The organism is Spirochaetota bacterium (genome assembly GCA_030154445.1).
Classification (GTDB): Bacteria; Spirochaetota; Brevinematia; order Brevinematales; family Brevinemataceae; genus Brevinema_A.
Genome location: JAGUQW010000006.1, coordinates 152,381 through 174,400, shown reverse-complemented (window position 1 = coordinate 174,400; position 22,020 = coordinate 152,381). Strand labels below are relative to the sequence as shown.

Genomic DNA, 22,020 nt, shown 5'->3' with positions numbered 1-22,020 from the left:
TCCGCCTTCTTCATATCCTTCATCTCCGCCTTCTTCATATCCTTCATCTCCGCCTTCTTCATATCCTTCATCTCCGCCTTCTTCATATCCTTCATCTCCGCCTTCTTCATATCCTTCATCTCCGCCTTCTTCATATCCTTCGTCTCCGCCTTCTTCATATCCTTCGTCTCCGCCTTCATTTTCAATGACAGATTCAACAATTTCTTTTTCTTGTGTTATTACATTTTTAATTGATAATTCATCAAAAAACGCTCCAGCTGGAAATTCATCCGAACCTTTAAATGTTTTTATTGTAGGATTTTTAGCAATATATTTATACATTTCTAACATCATCTTAAAAAAATATTTATGCTTTACTCCAATAAGATAAGGTCGTGAACTACTATCAACAAAGCGATGACTAACAGTGAAAATATTAGCTGTAGGATCTTGGCTAACATTATCTTTAGTGTATAATTCCAAATTTTTTATTTGAGCATCTGTTAATAAAACTGTAGAACGCCATTGCGAACTACCATGAGCAAAACTTAAAAAAGTTTTAGAATCCGGAATAAGAAAATTAATTTCAGGAAAACCTTTACCAGTAATAGAAGTGCTTACCCAATTATCAGGAACAAAACCCACTTGTCTATGTTCAAAAATCAATCCAAATCTTAATTCTAAAGTATTATTATCAAAAACCACAAAAGGAATTGCATTCCAAATACCATAATGGAGAGGATTTTTTCCATAACCTTTAGGATAAAAAACAGTAAGAAAACCCATTTTAACTTCTTCTATTAATTCCGGTATAGAAAATAGAGAGCTAATTCCTTCCGGAGCTGTTTTAAAAAATTGTTTTGTATTTATATTAGACATAGTTATAGGATTTCTAGCAGCTTCGATTATTTTTTTAACTTCTTCTTCAGTAACTTGACCTACAGATTGTGCTTTTCTCAATTGTTGATCTAGTGTTTGAGAAAAATTTGGTACACTAATAAGAGTTAAAACAAAAAAGAATCCTAGAATGCTATTTTTTATCATATTATTTTACCACAACATTTAATAATTTATTAGGAACAACTATACATTTAATAATTTCTTTACCTTGTATTCTATCTTTTACTAATTCTAAACCTTTTTTTTCTAACTCTTCTTTTGAAAGATTTTTAGCAACAATAATCTTATCTCGACTTTTACCATTAATTTGAATAACAAATTCAATCTCATCATCAATAGTTAATAATTCATCATATTCTGGATATTTTTGATTTGCAATTAAAGGTGGATGGCCTAGTATTTCCCACAATTCTTCTCCCATATGAGGAGCAAAAGGCGCTAATAATTTTGCTAAAATTTCTAAACAATCTCTCGAAATTTCTTTTTTTGTTGTTAGCTCATTAACCAAAATCATCATTGCTGAAATAGCTGTATTAAATTGATTAATAGTTTCAATATCATGAGATACTTTTTTAATAGTTTTATGAGTTAATTTTAATAATTCTGGAGACATTGGTATAGAAAGAATTTCATGATCTTCAAATAATCGCCAAACTCTATCTAAAAATTTTTTAATACCTTTTATTCCATTCATAGACCAAGGTTTTCCCATTTCTAAAGGTCCCATAAACATTTCATAAAGGCGTAAACTATCCGCACCAAATTCTGCTACGACATCATCTGGATTTACAACATTACCACGAGATTTACTCATTTTTTCGTTATTTTCACCAAGAATCATTCCTTGATTTACAAGTTTATGGAAAGGTTCTTTTGTAGAAACCAAACCACAGTCAAATAATACTTTATGCCAAAATCGTGCATATAATAGATGGAGTACTGCATGTTCTTGCCCACCTACATAAAGATTAACAGGCATCCAATATTCTTCTTTTTCTTTAGATATAAATTCTTGAGTATTGGTCGGATCAATATATCTTAAATAGTACCAACATGATCCTGCCCATTGAGGCATTGTATTTGTTTCACGCTTTGCTTCTATTCCACATTTTGGACAAGAGGTATTCACCCACTCCTCAACTTCAGCCAAAGGTGATTCTCCTGTAGAAGCTGGGAAAAATTTTTTTACATTAGGTAATAATACAGGTAGCTCTGATTCAGGAACGGGAACAATTCCACATGTACTACAATGCACCAAAGGGATAGGCTCTCCCCAAAAACGCTGTCTAGAAAAAATCCAATCTCTTAATTTGTACTGTACTTTGGCTTTTCCTTTTTGTTGAGCTTCTAATTTTTCAATAATTTTTTGTTGCATTATTTTTGTTTCAAGACCAGATAATTTTTCAGAATTAAAAGAAAACCCATATTGAGTATAGGCATTGTCAGTTAAATCTGGTGCGTTTGTGCCATCAGGAGATACCACAGGAATAATAGGTAAATCATATTTTTTTGCAAAAGTATAATCTCTTTCATCATGAGCAGGTACCGCCATAACAGCACCTGTCCCATAAGTTTCCAAAACATAATCTCCTATCCAAATAGGTATTTTTTGATTATTAATAGGATTGATAGCAAAAGCACCCGTAAAAACACCTGACTTTTCTTTATTAAGTTCTGTTCTTTCCATATCATTTTTCGATTGAGTTGCTATAATATACTCTTGAATAGATTTTTTTTGATTGTCTGTAGTTATTATTGATACCAATTTATGCCCAGGAGATAATACTATATAAGTAGCACCATATAGAGTATCTGGTCGTGTTGTATAAACAGTAATAGTTTTATTGGAGTTTTCTTCTGTAAAAATAATTTCCGCACCATTTGAGCGACCTATCCAATTTTTTTGGAGAGATTTGATAGAATCCGGCCAATCACACAAATCCAAATCTTCAATCAATCTATCTGCATAAGCAGTTATTTTAAGTACCCATTGACGAAGATTTTTTTTGATTACAGGATAACCCGTGCGTTCACATTTACCATTGACTACTTCTTCATTAGCTAAGACAGTCCTACTTTCTTCACACCAATTTACTGGCATTTGAGCTTCGTAAGCAAGACCTTTTTCAAATAATTTTAAAAAAATAAACTGTGTCCATTTGTAATAATCAGCATTATGAGTGCAAACTTTTCTATCCCAATCATAAGCAAATCCAAGACTTTTAATCTGTCGTTCAAAATTAATAATATTTTGTTCTGTCGAAATCAAAGGATGTATCCCTGTTTTGAGAGCATACTGTTCTGCTGGAAGACCAAAAGAATCATAGCCCATAGGATGTAAAACATTAAAACCCTTCATCCTCAAGTAACGTCCATAAATATCTGTAGCTGTATACCCTTCTGGATGTCCCACATGTAGACCATTTCCAGATGGATAGGGAAACATATCTAATAAATAAGCTCTTTTTTCTTTAGGAAATGCTAGATCTTCAGTAACTTTAAAAGAATTATTATCTGACCAATATTTTTGCCATTTTTGTTCTATTGATTTAAAATCATAAGCCATAAGTTAGTCCTCGTAATTGTAATCTTACCTTTTGAATATCGGAATTATTTGTATTTTATTAACACTATAAATATATTATATTAAAAATAAAACCCTCTAACGAGGGTTTTATTTGTTTATTAAGATGTTTGTATTCTTTTGTTTATAATCAGTATAATATAATTTATATTTGAAATATCTTCTCTAAATATAAATTATATATTTCGTATATTTATTGTTAATTTTATTCCAATATATTATTGATTCGTTAAAACCATTCATAATTTTCTCTTATATCAAAACGAGCACAAATAATATATAATATACTTCCAAAAATTATATTGATTAAAATTTCACCCGGTATTTTTAAGAAAAAATAGAAATCAAATAATGATGTTTCTCTATATATAATAAAAAATACATAATATAATATATATTTGACTATAGTAATAAGAATAATATAAAGTATGAATACAATAATGTTTGGCAATTTTGCTATTTTTTGAAATGGAGTAGCACACGCTCCTACTAAAGTAAACACAAAAGCATTAAGTCCAAATAATGCACCACTCATTAAATCTAAGATTAATCCCAGAAAAAATCCTAAAATCTCTCCTTTAAAAGAACCTCTTGATAAGGCATAAACAATCGTTAATAATAAGAGAAAATCAGGAGAAACAGATCCTATAGAAATAACTTGAAATGATTGCATTAATCCTAGAAAAATCCCTAAAAAAAGATATAACATAGAAAAAAAATATTTAGATTCCATTATTAGTATCCTTAAATTCATTAAAATCAGGGTAGTTATTTACATAATCTAGCACAAAAACCTCTAATATTTTACTATATTCAAATTTAGACTCAATATATAATATTTTAAAGAACTCTTCAATCACATTTTGACCTATACCTTTAATTTCGCCTATATACAAACCTTCTGGATAAATATCACTACCACCAGAAGTTACTATTTTTTCTCCTAAGATAGGATTAGCATCAATAGGAATATAATCCAAAGCAAGATTTTGATTCCAAGAACCTTGTCCTCTTAATACACCTGCATATCCCGTCTCTTGGGACTTAACACCCACAAAAAAGTTCTTTGCGGTAATAACTCTAACTCTACTATAATCCAAACCAACTTCAACTGTTTTACCAACTAAAATTAATTTTTCTGTATTTTCTGATGAATATACTACAGGCATATTAATTTTAAGACCATCTTTTTGACCTTTATTAATAACTAAAAAATCAGACATTAATGAAGGATCTCTAAAAATAACTTTACTATAATGTACAGAATATTGTATTTCTTGTTTTAATCTGAGCATTTGACGAAGATTATCATTTTCTTCTTTTAAATAAGTATACAAACGAGATAATTCTTTATAATATAAAACTTCTTGTTCAGAATTTTCTAGCTCTTTTTCAAGTTGTCGAATATTTTTAGTGTTTATAAAAACATTCACAAGAGAATTTTTTATGTCTAAAATAGAATTTTCAAATTTAAATAAAAAACCATAAAAATGCGATCTTAAATAAATTTTATCTGTATCTATTTTTGATGACATAAAATATACTGAAATTAATAATAAAGTACAAGCACTGATGAGAATTTTATAACGAATGAAAAAAAAGCGCACAATTATACTGAATACGGAGTTTCGTAATATTTAATATTTTCTAAAAATTTACCACATCCCATAACCACACAAGTCAATGGTTCATCTGCTAGAAAAGATGGAACGCCGGTATTTTTTGCAATAAACTTGGACAAACCTCTAAGTAGTGCACCACCACCTGTCATTACAATACCACGATCAATGATATCTGCTGCTAATTCTGCAGGAGTTTGATCTAATGTCAAACGAATAACATCCAAGACTTGATTAACAACATCTTGTAGTGATTCTCTAATTTCAACACTATCAATAGTTAGTGTTCTTGGTAATCCTGAAATAGTATCACGACCTTTAATATCAATATGTTCTACTGTTTTTAATGGATATGCTGATCCAATTTTGATTTTGACTTCTTCTGCCGTTCGTTCACCCACACTTAAATTATGATATCGTTTCAAATGATTAATAATAGCTTCATCAAATTTATCTCCGCCAACACGAATAGAATTAGTAATAACGATACCACCTAATGATAGTACAGATACTTCTGTAGTACCACCACCAATATCAACAACCATATGACCTGCTGGCTCTTCAACAGGAATTCCTGCACCTAAGGCTGCTGCACGAGATTCTTCAATCAAATGAATTTTAGTTGCCCCAGCTTGTTCTGCCGCTTCACGAACAGCTCTGCGTTCTACTTCGGTAACACCTGATGGTACACCTATGACCATTCTTGGATAAACAAGTTTTTTATAAGGTTGACTTTTTGCAACAAAGTATTTCATCATTTTACCAACTACTTCAAAATCAGCAATAACACCATCTTGCATGGGACGAATAGCAACAATATCACCAGGTGTTTTTCCTAACATTTTTTTAGCTTCTCTACCCACAGCAATCACTTTTCCTGTACTTGTTTGTAATGCTACAACAGAAGGTTCTGATAATTCTATGCCTCTGCCTCTTACATAAATAAGAGTATTAGCTGTGCCCAAATCTACAGCTATATCATTAATAAAAATATCTCTGATTCCTTTAATTAAATCCATGAATGCTCCCTTGCATTTGTATAGCAAAATTAACTGATTCTATACTGTATTATATTAGTATAAAACACTTACTATAAAAATTCAAATTTTTATTTATTTATTTTTATTATTCTGAATGAGCTTTTTAGTAAAGAAATTATTGTATCCCAAACATTTAATATTCTAATTATATTAAATAATATAACATATCGTATTCCTTTTCTAATACCTAATGAATAAATATACCATAAATATATTCCTATTTCTATTATTCCTAAAGGCAGTATGAGTATGTATTCTTGAACAAAAATAGCAACAATAGCAAGTACTTTTACAAACATATATACAGTGCTGATATTTTTTTTGATATCTACCACACAATTCGGTATATTTTGAATAAATTGTTGAAATTCTTTGTAGTTTTTTGGAAATTGTTTGTGAATAAAATAAAAAGGTGTATGAACTATATGAGAAAAAGTGTCTATTTTTAGTGGAAATTCATTATTATGTTGCTCAATAATATTTTCTAAAAACTCTCGCCTATATACAAACATTGTTGTTGAAAATAATTCTCTTTCTTTTTTCAGATCATTAATAAAATCTTGCTGAACAGGTCTATATCTAGGATAATAACCTTTTGAAAAAAACATATTTCCAACAATAGCATAATACAATTCTTCTGAAACATCTTGTGTTAAAGGAAGTAACAACGGTAGAACACCCTTAATACTAGGATCAACAAAAATTCTATTCAAGATATCTTGAGCAAATATAGGGATTTCATCACCCATTTCTTTAAATATAATGATATCATAAGATTTTAGATTAGGAAGTAGCGCTAAGATATCATTAGTAGTAGAGATATAAAAAGTATCTTTTATATCTCTATCTGCCTGATCAAAAGAAAGCACCGCATAAGTAAGTTGCTCTTTACCAAATACTAGTCTTCCCCAAAAATTACTTTTTAAACGCCAAAAAACAGCTATAGTATCTTTGAACATAGAAAGAATAGTATCTACACTGATTCGGCCTATATTTGACCCTCTTGCATAATGTAACACTATAGGGTGAGATTCTATTGTATAATCTCTATATTGACACAAAGCTAATAGCTCTATATCAAATGCAAATCTTTTTACTAATAAATATGGTAGGGTTTTTTCTAATATTTCTCTCTTAAATAACTTTATTCCTGTTTGCGTATCTTTAACAGATAAATTAAATAATACTTTATTAATAAGAGTATATACTTTACTAAATAGCTTTCTAATAAAAGGATAATTCAAATTAGATCTTGGATCTTCTTTTGATCCAATAATAATATCACTATTAGTTTGATTCATTTTTTGAATAAAATACGGTAAATGTTTTATACTCAATTCTAGATCACTATCTAAAAACAAAATATAGTCACCTTCACTTTTTTCAAAAGCAGTACATAAAGCCCTACCCTTGCCATAATTACGCGAAGATCGTAGAATTTTTATCTTGGGATTTTGTGAAAATTCTTGCAACAAAATCTTATATCCATTATCATGAGATCCATCATCAGAAATAATAACTTCAAAATTCCAATCCCACTCTATTAGTTGCATCACAATAATATGAACATTTTGAACAATCACTGATTCTTCATTATAATAAGGTAATAAAATAGATAGTTTTTTTTGTTTGATTTGCATAGGAATTTCTTGCAAAACAGATTGAATACTATCAAAAGAAAATTTCACCATAAACACATAACCACATTTATTTATTTTATTATAACATAGTAAAATAAATAAATCAAAATAATACAAGTAATTCTCATGCAATAACACTAATATAAATTTTAAAAAATCCGATACTATACTAGGTTAATTCTAATTGAATAATTAGTTTTTCGGAGGAAAAAATATGAAAATTTTATTATTAGTAACATTTATATTTATGAATGCTATTACTTATGGACAGTCTTTTCAAATGCAATATAACAAAATATCAGCAAATGAAGTTCAATTTACTACGATTTATAAAGGTCCTAGTGCTGAAATTATACTACCAGCAAGAGGTAGAATTATTGCTTTATCAGAACAAAATGATCTTAATACTGGTGGCGGAAAAATACGCGTCGGTATTCGTGTAGGTTCAAACAACGAAACTACAGATCAAGAATATACGGTACGATTCACTTATTCTTTATTATTATCTAGCCGTGGTGGATCAGGTAGTATTTCTACAAATTGGTATCCTACTATTAAAGATATTGACACAGAATATACTGTTACTACCCTTGGCTCAACATTAGGAATGCTTATTTATCCATATATGAGTAATGAAAATAATACTTTCAATTTCATGGACTCTCAAAATCCTCAACTTCTTGTTTTTAATCATACAAAAGAAATATCTTCTGAAACATCTTTACCAATAACATTATATACTGCTACTAAATTTGAAACATCATTTGATAATATTATAAAGATTACTGATTATATTAACGATTACTTTGGGAAAAAAGATATTCAAGAAATTATTATTATCAACATGCCTCTTATTACTTCCAGTAGTTTTTTTAGTAATGGAAAACTATTCGTTAATATCCCTGGTAATGGCACTGAAAAACAAATGAAAGACACTATTATAATAGCATGGGAAAAAACTAAAGAAAATCTCAGTACTCGTTTTTTTAATATGTTTAAAGATTCTGTATTTAGATTAGCATCACTTACTCTTAATACCAATTCCATTTCTGTTGACGAATCTACACCAACAGAAACTGCAAATACATCAACACCAACTTTAAATACTGATCTTGGAAAAATAGTACTTGTTCCTGGAACTTCTTATTATCAAGAATTATTTAATAAAGGATTTGAAACTAATTCTGTACAATATGTTGATATAGAAGGTATTTTTAATAACTATGCTCTTCTTCACCTTGCACAGTATAATATTGGTACAGAAACACTACTAGCAGGTATTAAAGCATATTTCAATGGAGAAAATGTTACACCAACAACAGAAAAAGCTGCTGAGACTACAGATAGTACTACAGAAAATATTACAAATACTAATATTATTGACAAAATTACTACAAAAAGTGCCAATAATATCCCTACCAAAATCGATGCAGAATATATAGATTGGACTATAATTACTCAAAACAAACTACAAGAGCCTCTTTTCAGTCTTTATACAAAAGAGATTTTCGCAAAGAATTTTGTACCACATTTGATTGCAAAAGGAAATACTGTATCACGAAACAGTTTTAATATTCCAAACTTTAATATGAAAGATTCCGAAGGAACTGCTATTGATATAAATTGGAACGATTTTAGATCTATTAATATCGATATTTCAACTAATAGTAGCTATACCATAGATCCTGAAAGAATAGTTCCTCAACAAAACTACATGGATAATTATTACACACCTAACACCAATGAACAAAATATTCGACATCAAATAATAGCATTAGCAAGTCGTCAAAAAGCTGTTGGTGAAATTAATATTAGAACAAATTTGAATATGGTGAAATTTACTGTAGAAAGTGAAAATCCATTTCAAGTAGAAACTGGCAGTTCTATTTATGTTCTTGTTTCTCACATCTTATCAAATGTTACAGGTTCTTTAAAACCTGGTATTAAAGAATCTTTCTTCTCTGTAGATATTGATGGAAAAATCACTTACATTGCTACTCGTTTAAGAATATAAAATACATATTATAAAACAAAAAATCCCACCGTTTGGTGGGATTTTTTTATTTATTTATCTATTAATGACGCTTTAAAGACTAATTAAAGTAATTAAATTAAAAATATCATCAGTTTTAAAGTTTTTTTAGCTACAAACATAGTCATACTCTATTCCTATCCTCTAACAAACTACTACAAAACTAAATATGACCCTATAAATAAGTAATTTTTACCACAATATTTTTTCTACGCTACTTTACTTATACTATTGTTATTGAAATTTGATATAAATTATCTTATTCTTGATTAGATAGTATTATTTTTGAGATATTAGCCCACTCATAAATCAGAAAAGACATTGTAGATTACAATGTCTTTTCTGATTATATTGATATTATTATCGAATCCTATTTAGTGTATCACCAAAATCTTCTTCTGTATCTTGTTGAATTCTAGTAGACACTCGAGGAGAGGAACTTTTAGAATAAGCTTCTTTTCTGATCCGTTTTAAGAACATTTCTTCATAATAAGGAGTATTCTTTTTAAAAAGATTAACATCTTGTAACGATGCTTCTTTAATAACTTCCATAACAGGATCTTGAATTCCATGGGGAACATTTGATGTATGTAAAAACCCTAGATTATGAGTCAATTCATGAGCTAAAATTACCGCTAATGATATCACATTGTATTGTTGATAGTTAACATCGGTTCTAAACCATATGGTATGTTGAAAACCACCGACAGTAGCTTGTGCTAAAATATTTTTATCCAAATCTGCTTTACTTATACTAAAAGTCATTATTGATTTTCTTAAGTTATTAATAATAATTATTGGAAGTACTTGCTCTGTTCTGTTATTATTATAAAAAGTTTTTAATTTCATTTTTTCTTCAAATAAAGGATGATTAATAACAAAAATTACTAATTCTAATGCATCTGCAAATATAATTCTTTCTTGCCATGTAAATTCTCCAGATACAGAAAAGTTAATAAAAGATAATAAATCTATCTGAAAATAAGGATATGTCTTTTTGAAATCTGTATTAACAGGATTCCAATCTTTCCTAGTCCGAAGAATCGTACACATATTTCCAAATAAAGTAACTCCTGGTTCTAATCTCTGTGGAAATAAATTACCCCGATCAAATCCATGTAGAGGTCTTGTTGGAAATGATTTATTTTGATAAAAATTGTCATCAAGTGAACAAGATGTAAAATAGATAAAACAAAAAATAAGTCCATATATTCTCATAAACATACCCTTATACTAGAATTTCTATTTAGTAAATGTAATTAATGATGGATTATAGTCTGTTGGAGCTTCCAAGCCACAGAGATTACATAATGTTGCTGCTACATTCGCTAATCCTGCTGGTTCTTCAATAGTAGCTAATTTGTATTCACCATTATAATTAGGATCATAAATAATAAAAGGTACTGGAGCTAATGTATGAGCAGTATGAGGAGACTTTTCTCCTGTATTTTTATCTATAGTCCACATTTTATCAGCATTACCATGATCAGCTAAGACTATTAAAATCCCATTAGCTTTTTTTACGGCATCCAAAACTCTACCCAATTGTTTGTCGGTAACTTCCATAGAAAATACAGTTGCATCATAATCACCTGTGTGCCCTACCATATCTCCATTAGGAAAATTAATACGGATATGATTGAATTTACCACTTTCTATAGCTATTAGTACTTCGTTAGCAATTTCTTCAGCTTTCATTGCTGGAGCTTGATCGAAAGGGATATTATCAGATTTTATTTCTACATATTTTTCTAGTTTTTCATTTAGATATCCACTTTTATTTCCATTCCAAAAATAAGTAACATGTCCATATTTTTGAGTTTCAGAAATAGCCATTGTTGATAATCCATTAGAGACAAAATATTCCCCTACAGGTCTATCTATTTTTGGAGGAACTACCAAAAATAATTCTGGCAATTTTAGATCTCCGTCGTACTGCATCATACCAGCATATAAGACATTTGGTCTAACACCTCTATCAAAATATTTGAATTCATCTAAGGTAAAAGCCATCGAAATTTCAATCGCTCTATCTCCACGATAATTAAAAAACACAACAGCATCATTATCTTGAATACGACCTATTGGAGTATTATTTTTATCAACTACTACAAATCCAGGAACATATTGATCATTTCTTTTTGCATCTTCTGCATAAAATGTTTCAATAGCTTTGATCGCTGAAGGAAAAGTATGATCTGCTTGACCATGTACATGAGCATTCCAACCTTTTTCTACCATACCCCAATCAGCATTATAACGATCCATAGTCATAAGCATTCTTCCACCACCAGAAGCAATAGCATAACTAAATCCATCTTGAGTGTTAATCGTATCAAAAATTTCTTGTAATTCTTTGAAATAATTAATAGCACTACGACCAGCTACATCTCTACCATCTGTCAACGCATGGACACGGAGTGTTTTTACACCTTGAGTAGCAGCATGTTTGATCATTTCTATTAATTGTTTAATATTAGAATGTACTCCACCATCAGAAACTAATCCTATAAAATGAAATGTTGAATTTTTATCTATTGTTTGTTTTACTAATTTGTTCCAAGTTTCTGTTGTAAAAATAGAACCATCGGTAATAGCTTGATTTACTCTTTTCGCCCCTTGAGCAAAAATTCGTCCAGAACCCAAAGCGTTGTGCCCAACTTCACTATTACCCATATCATCATCTGTTGGCATACCAACAGCAGTTCCATGAGCTTTTAATAAACGATGAATTTCAGATTCCATTAAAGCATCTAATACGGGAGTACATGCACCAGCAACAGCATTGCCATCTATTTTATCACTTATACCAACACCATCTAGAATTGCTAAAACTACAGGGCCAGGTCTTTTAAATCCATTTTTTTCTAATTTCAAATTCATAAGTAACTCCAAATGTTATAATATTATATTGTATTATTATTTAGTACTATGTATTATTATAACTATAATATGATTTTATTGCAAGACTAGAGTATAATAATATAATATAACTTATTTTAAATATATCTTGATTTATAAAGTATATAAGTCTTATAATTAAACTAATAATTAATTAAGGAGTTGTTTTTATGAGCAAAAATATATACTTAGATAATAATGCTACCACTCCTATAGACCCTGATGTTTTGAATACTATGTACCCCTATTTGGAACAGATCTTTGGCAATCCCAACTCTTCCCACAATACAGGATTGGAGACACATGTTGGTTTGACACGGGCATCAGATCAATTGTATGCCTCACTTAATATTCCCGAACAAGATACTCTTGTTATGACATCTAGTGCAACAGAAAGTATCAATACAGTACATAAAAGTATTTTATTTGATTTTATAAAAAATAAAAATTCTCAAAACCAAATTATTACTTCATCAGTAGAACATTCAGCGGTACGAAAAAGCTTAGCTTATTTGGAAAAATTCGGTATAGAAATTATTTCTTTACCCGCTATTAATAATAGTGTTTCTATAGAAAGTTTTCAAAGCAAATTTCAACCTGAAAAAACATTATTAGTATCTATTGGATTAGCAAATAGTGAAACAGGGATCCTTCAACCAATCAAAGATATTGCTAAAATATGTCATCAAAATAATATATTAATTCATACAGATGCTACTCAAGCTATTGGTAAAATACCTATTGATATTTATGACCTTGATGTTGATTATTTATCATTTTCAGGACATAAATTCCATGCACCAAAAGGAATTGGAGGATTATATATCAAAGACTCTGCTCCTCTTATTCCTTTATTACATGGAGGAGAACAAATGGGAGGTTTCCGTTCGGGAACGCTGAATGTTGCTGGCATCATTGCAATGGGCGAAGCATTAAAAATAGCAACAAAAAAACTAGACTTGTATAGCGATTCTATGCTACAATTAAGAAGCAATTTGGAAGATTTTCTTGCTCAAATTCCAAATTGTACTATTTATGGCAAAGATCAAGATCGTATTCCTAATACTACTTTTTTTAATATTCCTCAAATAGATCATGATTATCTTGTTTGGCACCTTAATAACAATAACATTTCTGTTTCAACTGGATCTGCATGTACTACCAAAACTATAGACTTATCTTTGCAAACAGACTCCAATAGAGGAGTACGAGTAAGTACTTCTAAATTCACTACATTGGAAGAAATTACAATATTGATAGATTATATTTCAAAACTATTAAATTAATATTTTACGATTTTAGGAGATTACTATATGCAAAAAGTAGATGTGAATTTTGATGAACTTAGCTTAGTTCAAAAATTAAGAGTAATAGAATTAGAATTAGATGAACATGTTCGCCCTATGTTAATCATGGATGGTGGAGATATGGAATTAATTGATCTTAAAGAAGACGGGGACAATCTATTGTTATTCATTGAATATTTAGGTGCATGTAATGGTTGTCCTAGTGCATCTACAGGTACATTAATGGCTATTCAACAATTTTTACATGTAAGAATTTCAGAAAGAATAGAAGTCATTCCTGCTTTATTTAAAGATTTAGATTTAGTATAATCACAAAAAATCCTAAAAATTAAAATAAATTTTTAGGATTTTTAATGTTTTTTTTCTTTTTGATACTAAATTCTATACCATATTGATTGATATTATCAATAATTTCTTGTTTCAAAGGTAAAGAATTACCTTGCCAAATTAATACACGAATTGTTTTTGTATCAATTTGAATAACACCTAATAAACTAGGTAAATAATCTTCATAGATACTATAGAGAGCATAATTTTGATCTTGATTTATTAACGAAAATGGAGTATTAGTTGTGCCTAATAATTTTCCTACTCCTAATTTGATTTCATTAGATAAAAAATGAATTTTTTGTTTATTACCAGATTTCTTACTTTGCCATTCTGTATTCTCTAATTTTCTTTCCATTAATAATGAATTATTATCATTCATAGGAATATAGGCAATACATGAAGTTAGAAATATAATATAATATAATATAATATATAGTTTCATTATTATATCCTAAAAAATAAAATTTTCGAGCTTTATTTTTATTTCTTTTTCATTATTACACCTAAAACATCATGGTTAGATTTATATCCTTCTAAAGAATTAGAAGCTGAAATAACAGATACTTTAATAGTATCTTTGTCTACAAGAGACAATCCAAACACTGTGTTTTTCTCAGAATTATAAACATTAAAAACAGTGAAATCATCATCTTCGTCTAACATACTAATAGTACCATTAGAGATAAAAGAAGTTTCACTCATAGAAGATGTTGCTGTATTATCTTTAATACGGATATTTCCATATTTATAAGTAGGCATTTCCCAATAGGTATTTTTTATTTTTGCTAAAACTTTAGATTTTTTATTTGTAACTATATCTGTTTCAGCTGAACTATCGTCACTACCACAGGATACAATTAAAAAAACTGACATGATAAGTAATATATTTTTCATTAAAATTCTCCTTCCAATAATTGAATTATTATTATTATACAATAGTATATTTATTTAATCAAGAAAAAACCGAATCATTGTATATTATAAAAAGAGGTTATATGCTTAGATATATTTTTATATTATTATTAACATCATTTTGTTCTATACTTGATTTAAAAACTACCAAAGATCACCTTGATTCTATTTTTGAACCTAATATTCATCTAATTTCACCTTCTACGAAATTAACTTTACTCACTGATTCTATCAAATTAGAATTAGCATTTCAAGACCCTTTAGGAGTTTCAACTATTGAGATCAAAACCCCAACAGATACTATATCTATAGAACCCGTTGGAGCTCCTAAAGAATTTCTAACATCTCAAGTTTTTCCAATAAAAAATAGTGGTTCTTATAATACTTCTCATGGAAAATATAATATTGATATAAGTTATAAAAATACTGATGGTATTACCATCTCTAAAAAATACACCTTAACAATAAAATTACTTTCCGTAAGTTATTTGTTTGAGTATACTCCAACAAAACCAGCTGCTGGTAGTAGTTGGGCTGGAAATGAACAAATGTCTATTACAATAAATAATACTGGAGCTCCTATAGATAGAATAGAAATTGAAGGACTATTAGGGTCTAAAACTTACAATGCTCCCTTACTTTCAAATCCTTTTCTAATAACTTATAATTCTCTAACTACTACCGTACCTACAGGCTTAGTTCATGTATGGGTTCGTATTATCTCTAAAAATGGAGGTATTGCTACAGAATCTTTTGCTCTTCCTTAAATGTTTTCTAAACAATTTACAATAATATCTAATCCTATTTTATTAGAAGCTTTTATTAGCACCGTATCACCTGATTTTAATTCTTTGTCTAATACAAACCATACTTCTTCTTTTGTTTGGAAATGACAATAGGGAATTTTTAATTCTTGACAAGTATACCCCATATCTTCTCCAACAGCTAATACCAAATCAGGATTAATTTTATTTATATAAGTACCAATTTCTCTATGAATAAACTCTGTACTATCACCTAACTCCAAGATACTACCTATGACAGCTATTTTTCTTCCTTTAGATTTTTGTAATACATCCAAAGAGGCTTTAAATGATTCTAAAGAAGCATTATAACAGTCTGCAATTACAGAAACCCCTCTCTTATTAGAAAAAATTCTCATTCTATTATCTATGTTTTTGATATTTAGAAGTCCTTGTTCAATACACTCCAGAGGTATTTGTAATATATCTATAAGCGCAAAAATAATAGATATATTCAAGAGTAAGTGTTCTCCTGAAATAGGACAGAAAAAATGACGATTTGGATACTCTTTGTGGGCAAATTCAAAACCATCCAATCCTTTATCTTCTAAAATATATAATTGCATAGGATCAAAATAGATTATCTTACCTTTTGCTTTGGATTCAAATAACATTTTATAAGGATCATGTTTATTGATAAGTAATACAGAAGAGTCATTCATACCGTCAACTATTTCTATTTTAGCTTCAGCAACTTGATCCACACTTCCTAAAAATTCAATATGACTATATCCAATATTAGTAATTACAGCAATTTCAGGATTAACCATTTTAGAAAGATGACTAATCTCTCCTTTACTATTCATTCCAGCTTCTAAAATAGATATTTTAGATTCCCTATCTGTTTCCAAAATTGTAAGAGGGGTACCGATAGCATTATTCCAATTTTTCTTTGCTGTATGTGTCTCATATTTTTCTCTTAAGATATAAGTTAACATCAAACGCGTCGTTGTTTTGCCAACACTACCTGTAATCAAAACATGCGGGATCTGAAGCATATTTTTGTGTTCATGAGCAAGTTGAGCAAGTGCCTCTAAGGTATCCGAAACAAAATAAATAACAGCATCATCAGGAATTATTGTTGGTAATTTTTGTAATATGAAAACCCTCACTCCAGCTTTATAGGCTTGATCAAAAAAATCATTGCCATCAAATTGCAATCCTTTGATTCCAATAAAACAATGCAAACAAGGATCTTCTATTATTCGGGCATCATTGGTAAAATATTTTATCGCGATTTCTTTATTATTAATAGCTTTGGTCTTCAAAGATTGCTCAAAAAATTTATTATCAAATATAGTTTTTAATTCACCTAACATCTTTCCTCCAACTTTATCTGAAGATTCATTGATAATTTTATTATTATATTATATAATTTTAACATACTATTATTCTATTGAGGCTCATATGAAATTAACATTTCTCGGTACAGGTACTTCTTCTGGTGTACCTGTTATAGGATGTGCCTGCAAAGTGTGCCTCTCTAAAGATCCTAAAGATTCTAGACTCCGTTGTGCTGCTTTATTAGAAACAAATACAGAGCGGATTTTGATAGATTCTGGTCCTGACATTAGGACACAATTACTTCGCTATAATATCCAATCTTTATCCGCTATACTGATAACACATTCTCATTTTGATCATATTATGGGATTAGATGAACTGCGTCCTTTTTCTTGGTATAAGGCGTTAGAACTCTATGCAGATTCTTCAGCACTAAAAGATATCAAAAGAGTTTTTAGTTATATATTTGATAACACTAATATTCAAATAGGTGGTGGATTAACACAATTCAAAGATATTATTATTGAACATTATCAAACTTTTTATATTAATGATATTACTATTACCCCTCTTTTAGTGATGCATGGTAAATTACCTATTACAGGATATAAAATAAATAATCTCGCTTATTTAACTGATGTGAAAAGTTTGCCTATAGAAACATTACAACAAATCCAAAATATTGACACCTTGGTTATTAATTGTTTGAGAATTCAAACTCATAACACTCATCTTAATTTGGAAGAAGTTCTAAAACTGACACAACAAATTCAAGCAAAAAAAACTTATCTCATACATATGAACCATGAACTATCGCATCAAAATTGGTGTGATATTTTACCTACAAATATTCATGTCGCTTATGATGGTTTGACAATTAGTATTATATAATATCAATATTATACACGATTTTATATAAAAATCAACTAGAAAAAATGCATACTTTTAAAAATTTATATCTTATTCATAATTATTAGAAATTATAAATTGTTATCTATAATTTATACAAAATTTTGCAAATTAGAAAGGTAAATCCATAAAAAAAACACTCTGTTTTGATACTGAGTGTTTTAATTAATAATTTTTTGTAATTGATCAAATGTTTCTTCAAAAGAAGAGTGTTCGTCAATATCTTGTTTTAAAAATTGATTAATATTTGGTATTTTAAGTAATGCTTCTTCAACAAGAGGATTTGTTCCTCGAACATAAGCCCCTATATTAATTAAATCTTCTGAATCTTTGTATGTAGAAACAATTTCTTTTAATTTTCCAGCTAAGCGTATATGTTCTTTTGTAGTAATATCTTTCATCACACGAGAAATACTAGACGAAATATCAATTGCAGGAAAATGGTTTTTATCAGCCAATGCTCGTGATAAAAGAATATGCCCATCAAGAATACCTCTTACAGTATCAGAGATAGGTTCATTATCATCATCCCCTTCTACCAAGACTGTATAAAATGCCGTGATAGTTCCAATCTCTCCAGTACCTGTTCTTTCTAATAATTTTTGTAAGGTAGAAAATACACTCGGAGTATAACCTCTCATCGCAGGTGGTTCTCCAATAGATAATCCAACTTCACGCTGAGCCATAGCAAATCGTGTTACAGAATCCATCATAAACATAACATTTTTACCTTGATCTCTAAAGTGTTCTGCAATAGCTGTCGCTATATAAGCTCCTCTAATTCTCAATAATGCTGGTTCATCACCTGTTACAGAAATCACTACTGATTTTTTTAGTCCTTCTTCACCTAGTTCATTTTCTAAAAATTCTCTAACTTCTCTACCACGCTCTCCAATAAGAGCAATCACATTTACATCTGCATTTGTGTTACGAGCTATCATTCCCATTAAGGTAGATTTACCAACACCACTTCCTGCAAAAATACCAAGCCTTTGACCTTGTCCAACCGTAAGAACACCATCAATAGCTCTAACACCTGTCGAAATTACATCAGTGATTCTTTGTCGTAAATAAGGATCTGGAGGAATTCTATCTATATTGATTTTTTCTGGTGTTTGTATAGAACCTAACTTGTCTATAGGCTCACCTGCACCAGAGATAACCCTACCTAATAAAGCATCTCCTACAGAAATCTGTAAAGGATGCATTGTATTTTCTATCTTCATTCCAGGAGAAATACCTTGTAAATGACCTAAAAGCATAAGAAGTGTCTTGCCATTTTTAAAACCTACAATTTCTGCTTTCACAGGTTCTTCTGCACTAGTATGAATATAACAAAGATCTCCTATAGCACCAACAGGACCTATACTTTCAATTAATAAACCATTCAGATTTTCTAATTTACCATAAGTTTTGAGAACAGTAGTTCTATTGACAGCATTTTGATACTTTAAAAAAACATCATTCATTTAATTCTCTCTTTTATTAGATAGTGTTATCATTCTAGGATTTCTGAGAAATCTACTTTTCAGAATCCTTTTCATAAGATTCCATTTCTTCTGTATCAAGAAGATCTACAGGATGAGAAAGCTCATCTTTTATTCCTGGTTTAGAAATAAATTCTTCTCGTTGAGCAAAATCAGTCTTTGCTAATTGTTCTCGAATTTCTTTTTGAACATCTTCTTCTTGTTCTTTTGCTAATTGTTCTGAATTTTCTTGTTCTCGTCTTTTTATTTCTGGAGATTTAACTTTTATAGGCATATAAAAACGCATTTGATTTTCTAATTCTTCCAGCTGTGAACGAATCGTAACATCAATATCACCTGTATCCGTTTCTATATAGACCCCACCTGGTTCTATAGTTGGATCTTCAATAAATTTTAAATCAGCTCGTCTTTCTATCTTTCTAACTAGCTCTTCTTTAAAAGAACTCACATAATTAAAATCTAAAGGTGATACTCGTATAAAAATAGTCATCGCACCTCTAAGTAACTCTAAAGCAGATCTTACATTATTCATAACAACATCTTGATGTTCTGCTGTAAGTTTTTTAACAACTTTTTTAACCATTGTTATAACAAGATTAATCACCTGGGTTTCACTATGATTTAGAATTCTTTCTCGTTCTCTAGCTGTTTCTGCAACAATACTGTGTAGTCTTTCTATAGCAAAATCAACTTCAGTTTGACTCGCTGCTATTCCTTTTTGAACACCATCTTCATAACCATCTTTTTGAGCTATATCTTTTATTTTGATTGAGTCTTTATTTGCATCTTCTTTCATTTCCTCTGCTTCACGCAAGGCTTTTGCTCTGATCATTTCTACTTCTTGAGATGTTTGTTGAAGAGTAGTTTCTTTTTCTTGAACAGATTTCTGTACACGATTAAACGCATGTTGTTCTGCTTCTTCTAAGACCTTTTTAGCTTCATCTTGAACTTGTACTAAAATTGTATCAGCCTTTTCTTGGCTAATTCGTCTTTTTTCTTTGATTTTGATTTCTAATTCTTCAATTTCAGAATGCATGGATGAAATTCTTTTTTGAATATTTTTTTCCAACATATTTTCTGTATCAAATTCTTTAATAGGTACATCTATTGATGTTGTTCTTATTTCATACTGACCATCATGTAAAATTCTTGCGTGAGGATTAAAAGATTTTTGTAACACGAAATACTCCAAATAGTATAATGTTTCTTTTTTTTATAATATTATATATTTATTTTCATAAAACTTTATACAACCAGATCATCATCAGCACCACGAGATACGACAATTTCACCTTGTTCTTCCAATTTTCTGATAATAGATACAATTTTTTGCTGTGTTTCTTCAACCTCTTTAAGACGAACAGGACCCATAAATTCCATATCATCTTTAAGCATTTGAGCTGCGCGTTTTGACATATTTCTAAATATTTTATCCTGAACTTCAGCATCAACAGATTTGAGAGCTTTTGAAAGATCTGTATTATCAACATTTCGCATAACTTTTTGAATACTTTTATCATCAAGAGTAATAATATCTTCAAAGACAAACATTTTCTTTTTGATTTCTTCTGCCAAATCTGGATCATCCTCTTCCAAGCTTTCTATAATATTACGCTCTGTTGTTCTATCAGCGTTATTAATAATAGCAACAACAGCATCGATACCACCGGCAGATGTGAAATCTTCACTACTGAGTGTAGATAACTTACGCTCTAATACCCTTTCAACTTCACGAAGAATTTCAGGAGATGTTCTATCCATAGTTGCAATACGCTTCATAATATCTGCTTGTAAATCTGTATTCAATGCCGCTAAAATTAGTGCAGCTTTGCCTGGATCCAAATAAGATAAAATAAGTGCTATCGTTTGAGGGTGTTCATTTTGAATAAAGTTTACTAAATGAGCAGGATCTGTTTTTCTAATAAAGTCAAATGGTTTTGTTTGTAAAGAAGATGTTAATCTATTAATAATATCTACAGCACGCTGTGTACCCAAAGCTCTCTCTAGTACTTCTCGAGCATAGTCCACACCGCCACTCATGATAAAATCTTGAGCCATCATTAATTCTTGAAATTCCATCAAAACTTCATCTCTTGATTCTGATGTTACATAGTCTGCTCTAGCTAATTCAAAAGATATTTCTTCGATTTCGTCTTCTTTTAGATGTTTTAACACTTCAGAGGAAACTTCAGATCCTATACTAATAAGAAAAACTGCTGCTTTTTCTTTTCCTGTTAAAATCTTCTTTTTACTCGAGCGTCCACCTTTCTCGGCAATTGCTTTATCAGCCATC

At 29.6% G+C, this 22,020-nt stretch carries 19 protein-coding genes; 5 read left to right on the top strand and 14 right to left on the bottom strand.

Going from position 1 to position 22,020, the window contains the following annotated elements; translation table 11 throughout:
- From KFW21_04060 to KFW21_04035, 6 genes are all read right to left on the bottom strand, one after another.
- Positions 1 to 1,023 (bottom strand): hypothetical protein (locus tag KFW21_04060; protein MDK2818609.1); only part of this gene is annotated, 1,023 nt, incomplete at its 3' end.
- 1 nt (position 1,024) lies between these two features.
- A complete protein-coding gene (leuS, locus tag KFW21_04055) occupies positions 1,025 to 3,445 on the bottom strand; it encodes a leucine--tRNA ligase (protein MDK2818608.1) in 2,421 nt (806 codons plus the stop codon).
- 247 nt (positions 3,446 to 3,692) lie between these two features.
- Positions 3,693 to 4,196, bottom strand: a complete 504-nt coding sequence (mreD, locus tag KFW21_04050) for a rod shape-determining protein MreD (protein MDK2818607.1) — start codon at positions 4,194 to 4,196, stop codon at positions 3,693 to 3,695.
- Positions 4,186 to 4,998 carry a rod shape-determining protein MreC gene (mreC, locus tag KFW21_04045; protein MDK2818606.1) on the bottom strand — a complete coding sequence of 271 codons (813 nt, stop codon included), beginning with the start codon at positions 4,996 to 4,998 and terminating at the stop codon, positions 4,186 to 4,188. The genes mreD and mreC overlap by 11 nt, the downstream gene beginning before the upstream one ends.
- Positions 4,999 to 5,072: 74 nt before the next feature.
- Positions 5,073 to 6,101, bottom strand: coding sequence for a rod shape-determining protein (locus tag KFW21_04040; protein MDK2818605.1), 1,029 nt, complete (start codon positions 6,099 to 6,101; stop codon positions 5,073 to 5,075).
- 89 nt (positions 6,102 to 6,190) lie between these two features.
- A complete protein-coding gene (locus tag KFW21_04035) occupies positions 6,191 to 7,813 on the bottom strand; it encodes a glycosyltransferase family 2 protein (protein MDK2818604.1) in 1,623 nt (540 codons plus the stop codon).
- 163 nt (positions 7,814 to 7,976) lie between these two features.
- Between KFW21_04035 and KFW21_04030 the strand changes: the two genes are divergently transcribed.
- Positions 7,977 to 9,776 carry a hypothetical protein gene (locus tag KFW21_04030; GenBank protein ID MDK2818603.1) on the top strand — a complete coding sequence of 600 codons (1,800 nt, stop codon included), beginning with the start codon at positions 7,977 to 7,979 and terminating at the stop codon, positions 9,774 to 9,776.
- Between the two features lie 378 nt (positions 9,777 to 10,154).
- On the opposite strand, the gene KFW21_04025 is transcribed toward KFW21_04030, so the two are convergent.
- Both KFW21_04025 and gpmI read right to left on the bottom strand, forming a co-directional pair.
- Positions 10,155 to 11,012, bottom strand: coding sequence for a hypothetical protein (locus KFW21_04025; GenBank protein MDK2818602.1), 858 nt, complete (start codon positions 11,010 to 11,012; stop codon positions 10,155 to 10,157).
- A gap of 24 nt (positions 11,013 to 11,036) precedes the next feature.
- Positions 11,037 to 12,677 carry a 2,3-bisphosphoglycerate-independent phosphoglycerate mutase gene (gpmI, locus tag KFW21_04020; GenBank protein ID MDK2818601.1) on the bottom strand — a complete coding sequence of 547 codons (1,641 nt, stop codon included), beginning with the start codon at positions 12,675 to 12,677 and terminating at the stop codon, positions 11,037 to 11,039.
- A gap of 188 nt (positions 12,678 to 12,865) precedes the next feature.
- On the opposite strand from gpmI, the gene KFW21_04015 reads away from it, so the two are divergent.
- Both KFW21_04015 and KFW21_04010 read left to right on the top strand, forming a co-directional pair.
- Positions 12,866 to 13,981: a cysteine desulfurase gene (locus KFW21_04015; protein MDK2818600.1), complete on the top strand. Its 1,116-nt coding sequence runs from the start codon at positions 12,866 to 12,868 to the stop codon at positions 13,979 to 13,981.
- Between the two features lie 27 nt (positions 13,982 to 14,008).
- Positions 14,009 to 14,311, top strand: a complete 303-nt coding sequence (locus KFW21_04010) for a NifU family protein (GenBank protein ID MDK2818599.1) — start codon at positions 14,009 to 14,011, stop codon at positions 14,309 to 14,311.
- A 19-nt stretch (positions 14,312 to 14,330) separates the two neighbouring features.
- Here the strand turns inward: KFW21_04010 and KFW21_04005 are convergent, their stop codons facing one another.
- Both KFW21_04005 and KFW21_04000 read right to left on the bottom strand, forming a co-directional pair.
- A complete protein-coding gene (locus KFW21_04005; protein ID MDK2818598.1) occupies positions 14,331 to 14,774 on the bottom strand; it encodes a hypothetical protein in 444 nt (147 codons plus the stop codon).
- Between the two features lie 38 nt (positions 14,775 to 14,812).
- Positions 14,813 to 15,226: a hypothetical protein gene (locus tag KFW21_04000; protein MDK2818597.1), complete on the bottom strand. Its 414-nt coding sequence runs from the start codon at positions 15,224 to 15,226 to the stop codon at positions 14,813 to 14,815.
- Between the two features lie 101 nt (positions 15,227 to 15,327).
- On the opposite strand from KFW21_04000, the gene KFW21_03995 reads away from it, so the two are divergent.
- Positions 15,328 to 16,011, top strand: coding sequence for a hypothetical protein (locus KFW21_03995; GenBank protein MDK2818596.1), 684 nt, complete (start codon positions 15,328 to 15,330; stop codon positions 16,009 to 16,011).
- Here the strand turns inward: KFW21_03995 and murF are convergent.
- Entirely contained in the window at positions 16,008 to 17,366 is a 1,359-nt protein-coding gene (murF, locus tag KFW21_03990) for a UDP-N-acetylmuramoyl-tripeptide--D-alanyl-D-alanine ligase (protein ID MDK2818595.1), read from the bottom strand. The two genes, KFW21_03995 and murF, sit on opposite strands and share 4 nt — an antisense overlap.
- An 88-nt stretch (positions 17,367 to 17,454) precedes the next feature.
- On the opposite strand from murF, the gene KFW21_03985 reads away from it, so the two are divergent.
- Positions 17,455 to 18,222, top strand: a complete 768-nt coding sequence (locus KFW21_03985; protein ID MDK2818594.1) for an MBL fold metallo-hydrolase — start codon at positions 17,455 to 17,457, stop codon at positions 18,220 to 18,222.
- A gap of 179 nt (positions 18,223 to 18,401) precedes the next feature.
- Here the strand turns inward: KFW21_03985 and fliI are convergent, their stop codons facing one another.
- The 3 genes from fliI to fliG all read right to left on the bottom strand — a co-directional run bounded on the left by fliI (position 18,402) and on the right by fliG (position 22,019).
- Positions 18,402 to 19,709, bottom strand: a complete 1,308-nt coding sequence (gene fliI / locus KFW21_03980) for a flagellar protein export ATPase FliI (protein MDK2818593.1) — start codon at positions 19,707 to 19,709, stop codon at positions 18,402 to 18,404.
- Positions 19,710 to 19,761: 52 nt separating this feature from the next.
- Positions 19,762 to 20,907, bottom strand: coding sequence for a hypothetical protein (locus tag KFW21_03975; protein MDK2818592.1), 1,146 nt, complete (start codon positions 20,905 to 20,907; stop codon positions 19,762 to 19,764).
- Positions 20,908 to 20,972: 65 nt separating this feature from the next.
- Positions 20,973 to 22,019 carry a flagellar motor switch protein FliG gene (gene fliG / locus KFW21_03970; protein MDK2818591.1) on the bottom strand — a complete coding sequence of 349 codons (1,047 nt, stop codon included), beginning with the start codon at positions 22,017 to 22,019 and terminating at the stop codon, positions 20,973 to 20,975.
- Between the last annotated feature and the right edge of the window lies 1 nt (position 22,020).

Bases quoted from the DNA above. Each gene is read 5' to 3' on its own strand.
- leuS (MDK2818608.1), bottom strand. From the start codon at position 3,445: ATGGCTTATGATTTTAAATCAATAGAACAAAAATGGCAAAAATATTGG.
- mreD (MDK2818607.1), bottom strand. From the start codon at position 4,196: ATGGAATCTAAATATTTTTTTTCTATGTTATATCTTTTTTTAGGGATT.
- mreC (MDK2818606.1), bottom strand. From the start codon at position 4,998: ATGTCATCAAAAATAGATACAGATAAAATTTATTTAAGATCGCATTTT.
- KFW21_04040 (MDK2818605.1), bottom strand. From the start codon at position 6,101: ATGGATTTAATTAAAGGAATCAGAGATATTTTTATTAATGATATAGCT.
- KFW21_04035 (MDK2818604.1), bottom strand. From the start codon at position 7,813: ATGGTGAAATTTTCTTTTGATAGTATTCAATCTGTTTTGCAAGAAATT.
- KFW21_04030 (MDK2818603.1), top strand. From the start codon at position 7,977: ATGAAAATTTTATTATTAGTAACATTTATATTTATGAATGCTATTACT.
- KFW21_04025 (MDK2818602.1), bottom strand. From the start codon at position 11,012: ATGAGAATATATGGACTTATTTTTTGTTTTATCTATTTTACATCTTGT.
- gpmI (MDK2818601.1), bottom strand. From the start codon at position 12,677: ATGAATTTGAAATTAGAAAAAAATGGATTTAAAAGACCTGGCCCTGTA.
- KFW21_04015 (MDK2818600.1), top strand. From the start codon at position 12,866: ATGAGCAAAAATATATACTTAGATAATAATGCTACCACTCCTATAGAC.
- KFW21_04010 (MDK2818599.1), top strand. From the start codon at position 14,009: ATGCAAAAAGTAGATGTGAATTTTGATGAACTTAGCTTAGTTCAAAAA.
- KFW21_04005 (MDK2818598.1), bottom strand. From the start codon at position 14,774: ATGAAACTATATATTATATTATATTATATTATATTTCTAACTTCATGT.
- KFW21_04000 (MDK2818597.1), bottom strand. From the start codon at position 15,226: ATGAAAAATATATTACTTATCATGTCAGTTTTTTTAATTGTATCCTGT.
- KFW21_03995 (MDK2818596.1), top strand. From the start codon at position 15,328: ATGCTTAGATATATTTTTATATTATTATTAACATCATTTTGTTCTATA.
- murF (MDK2818595.1), bottom strand. From the start codon at position 17,366: ATGTTAGGTGAATTAAAAACTATATTTGATAATAAATTTTTTGAGCAA.
- KFW21_03985 (MDK2818594.1), top strand. From the start codon at position 17,455: ATGAAATTAACATTTCTCGGTACAGGTACTTCTTCTGGTGTACCTGTT.
- fliI (MDK2818593.1), bottom strand. From the start codon at position 19,709: ATGAATGATGTTTTTTTAAAGTATCAAAATGCTGTCAATAGAACTACT.
- fliG (MDK2818591.1), bottom strand. From the start codon at position 22,019: ATGGCTGATAAAGCAATTGCCGAGAAAGGTGGACGCTCGAGTAAAAAG.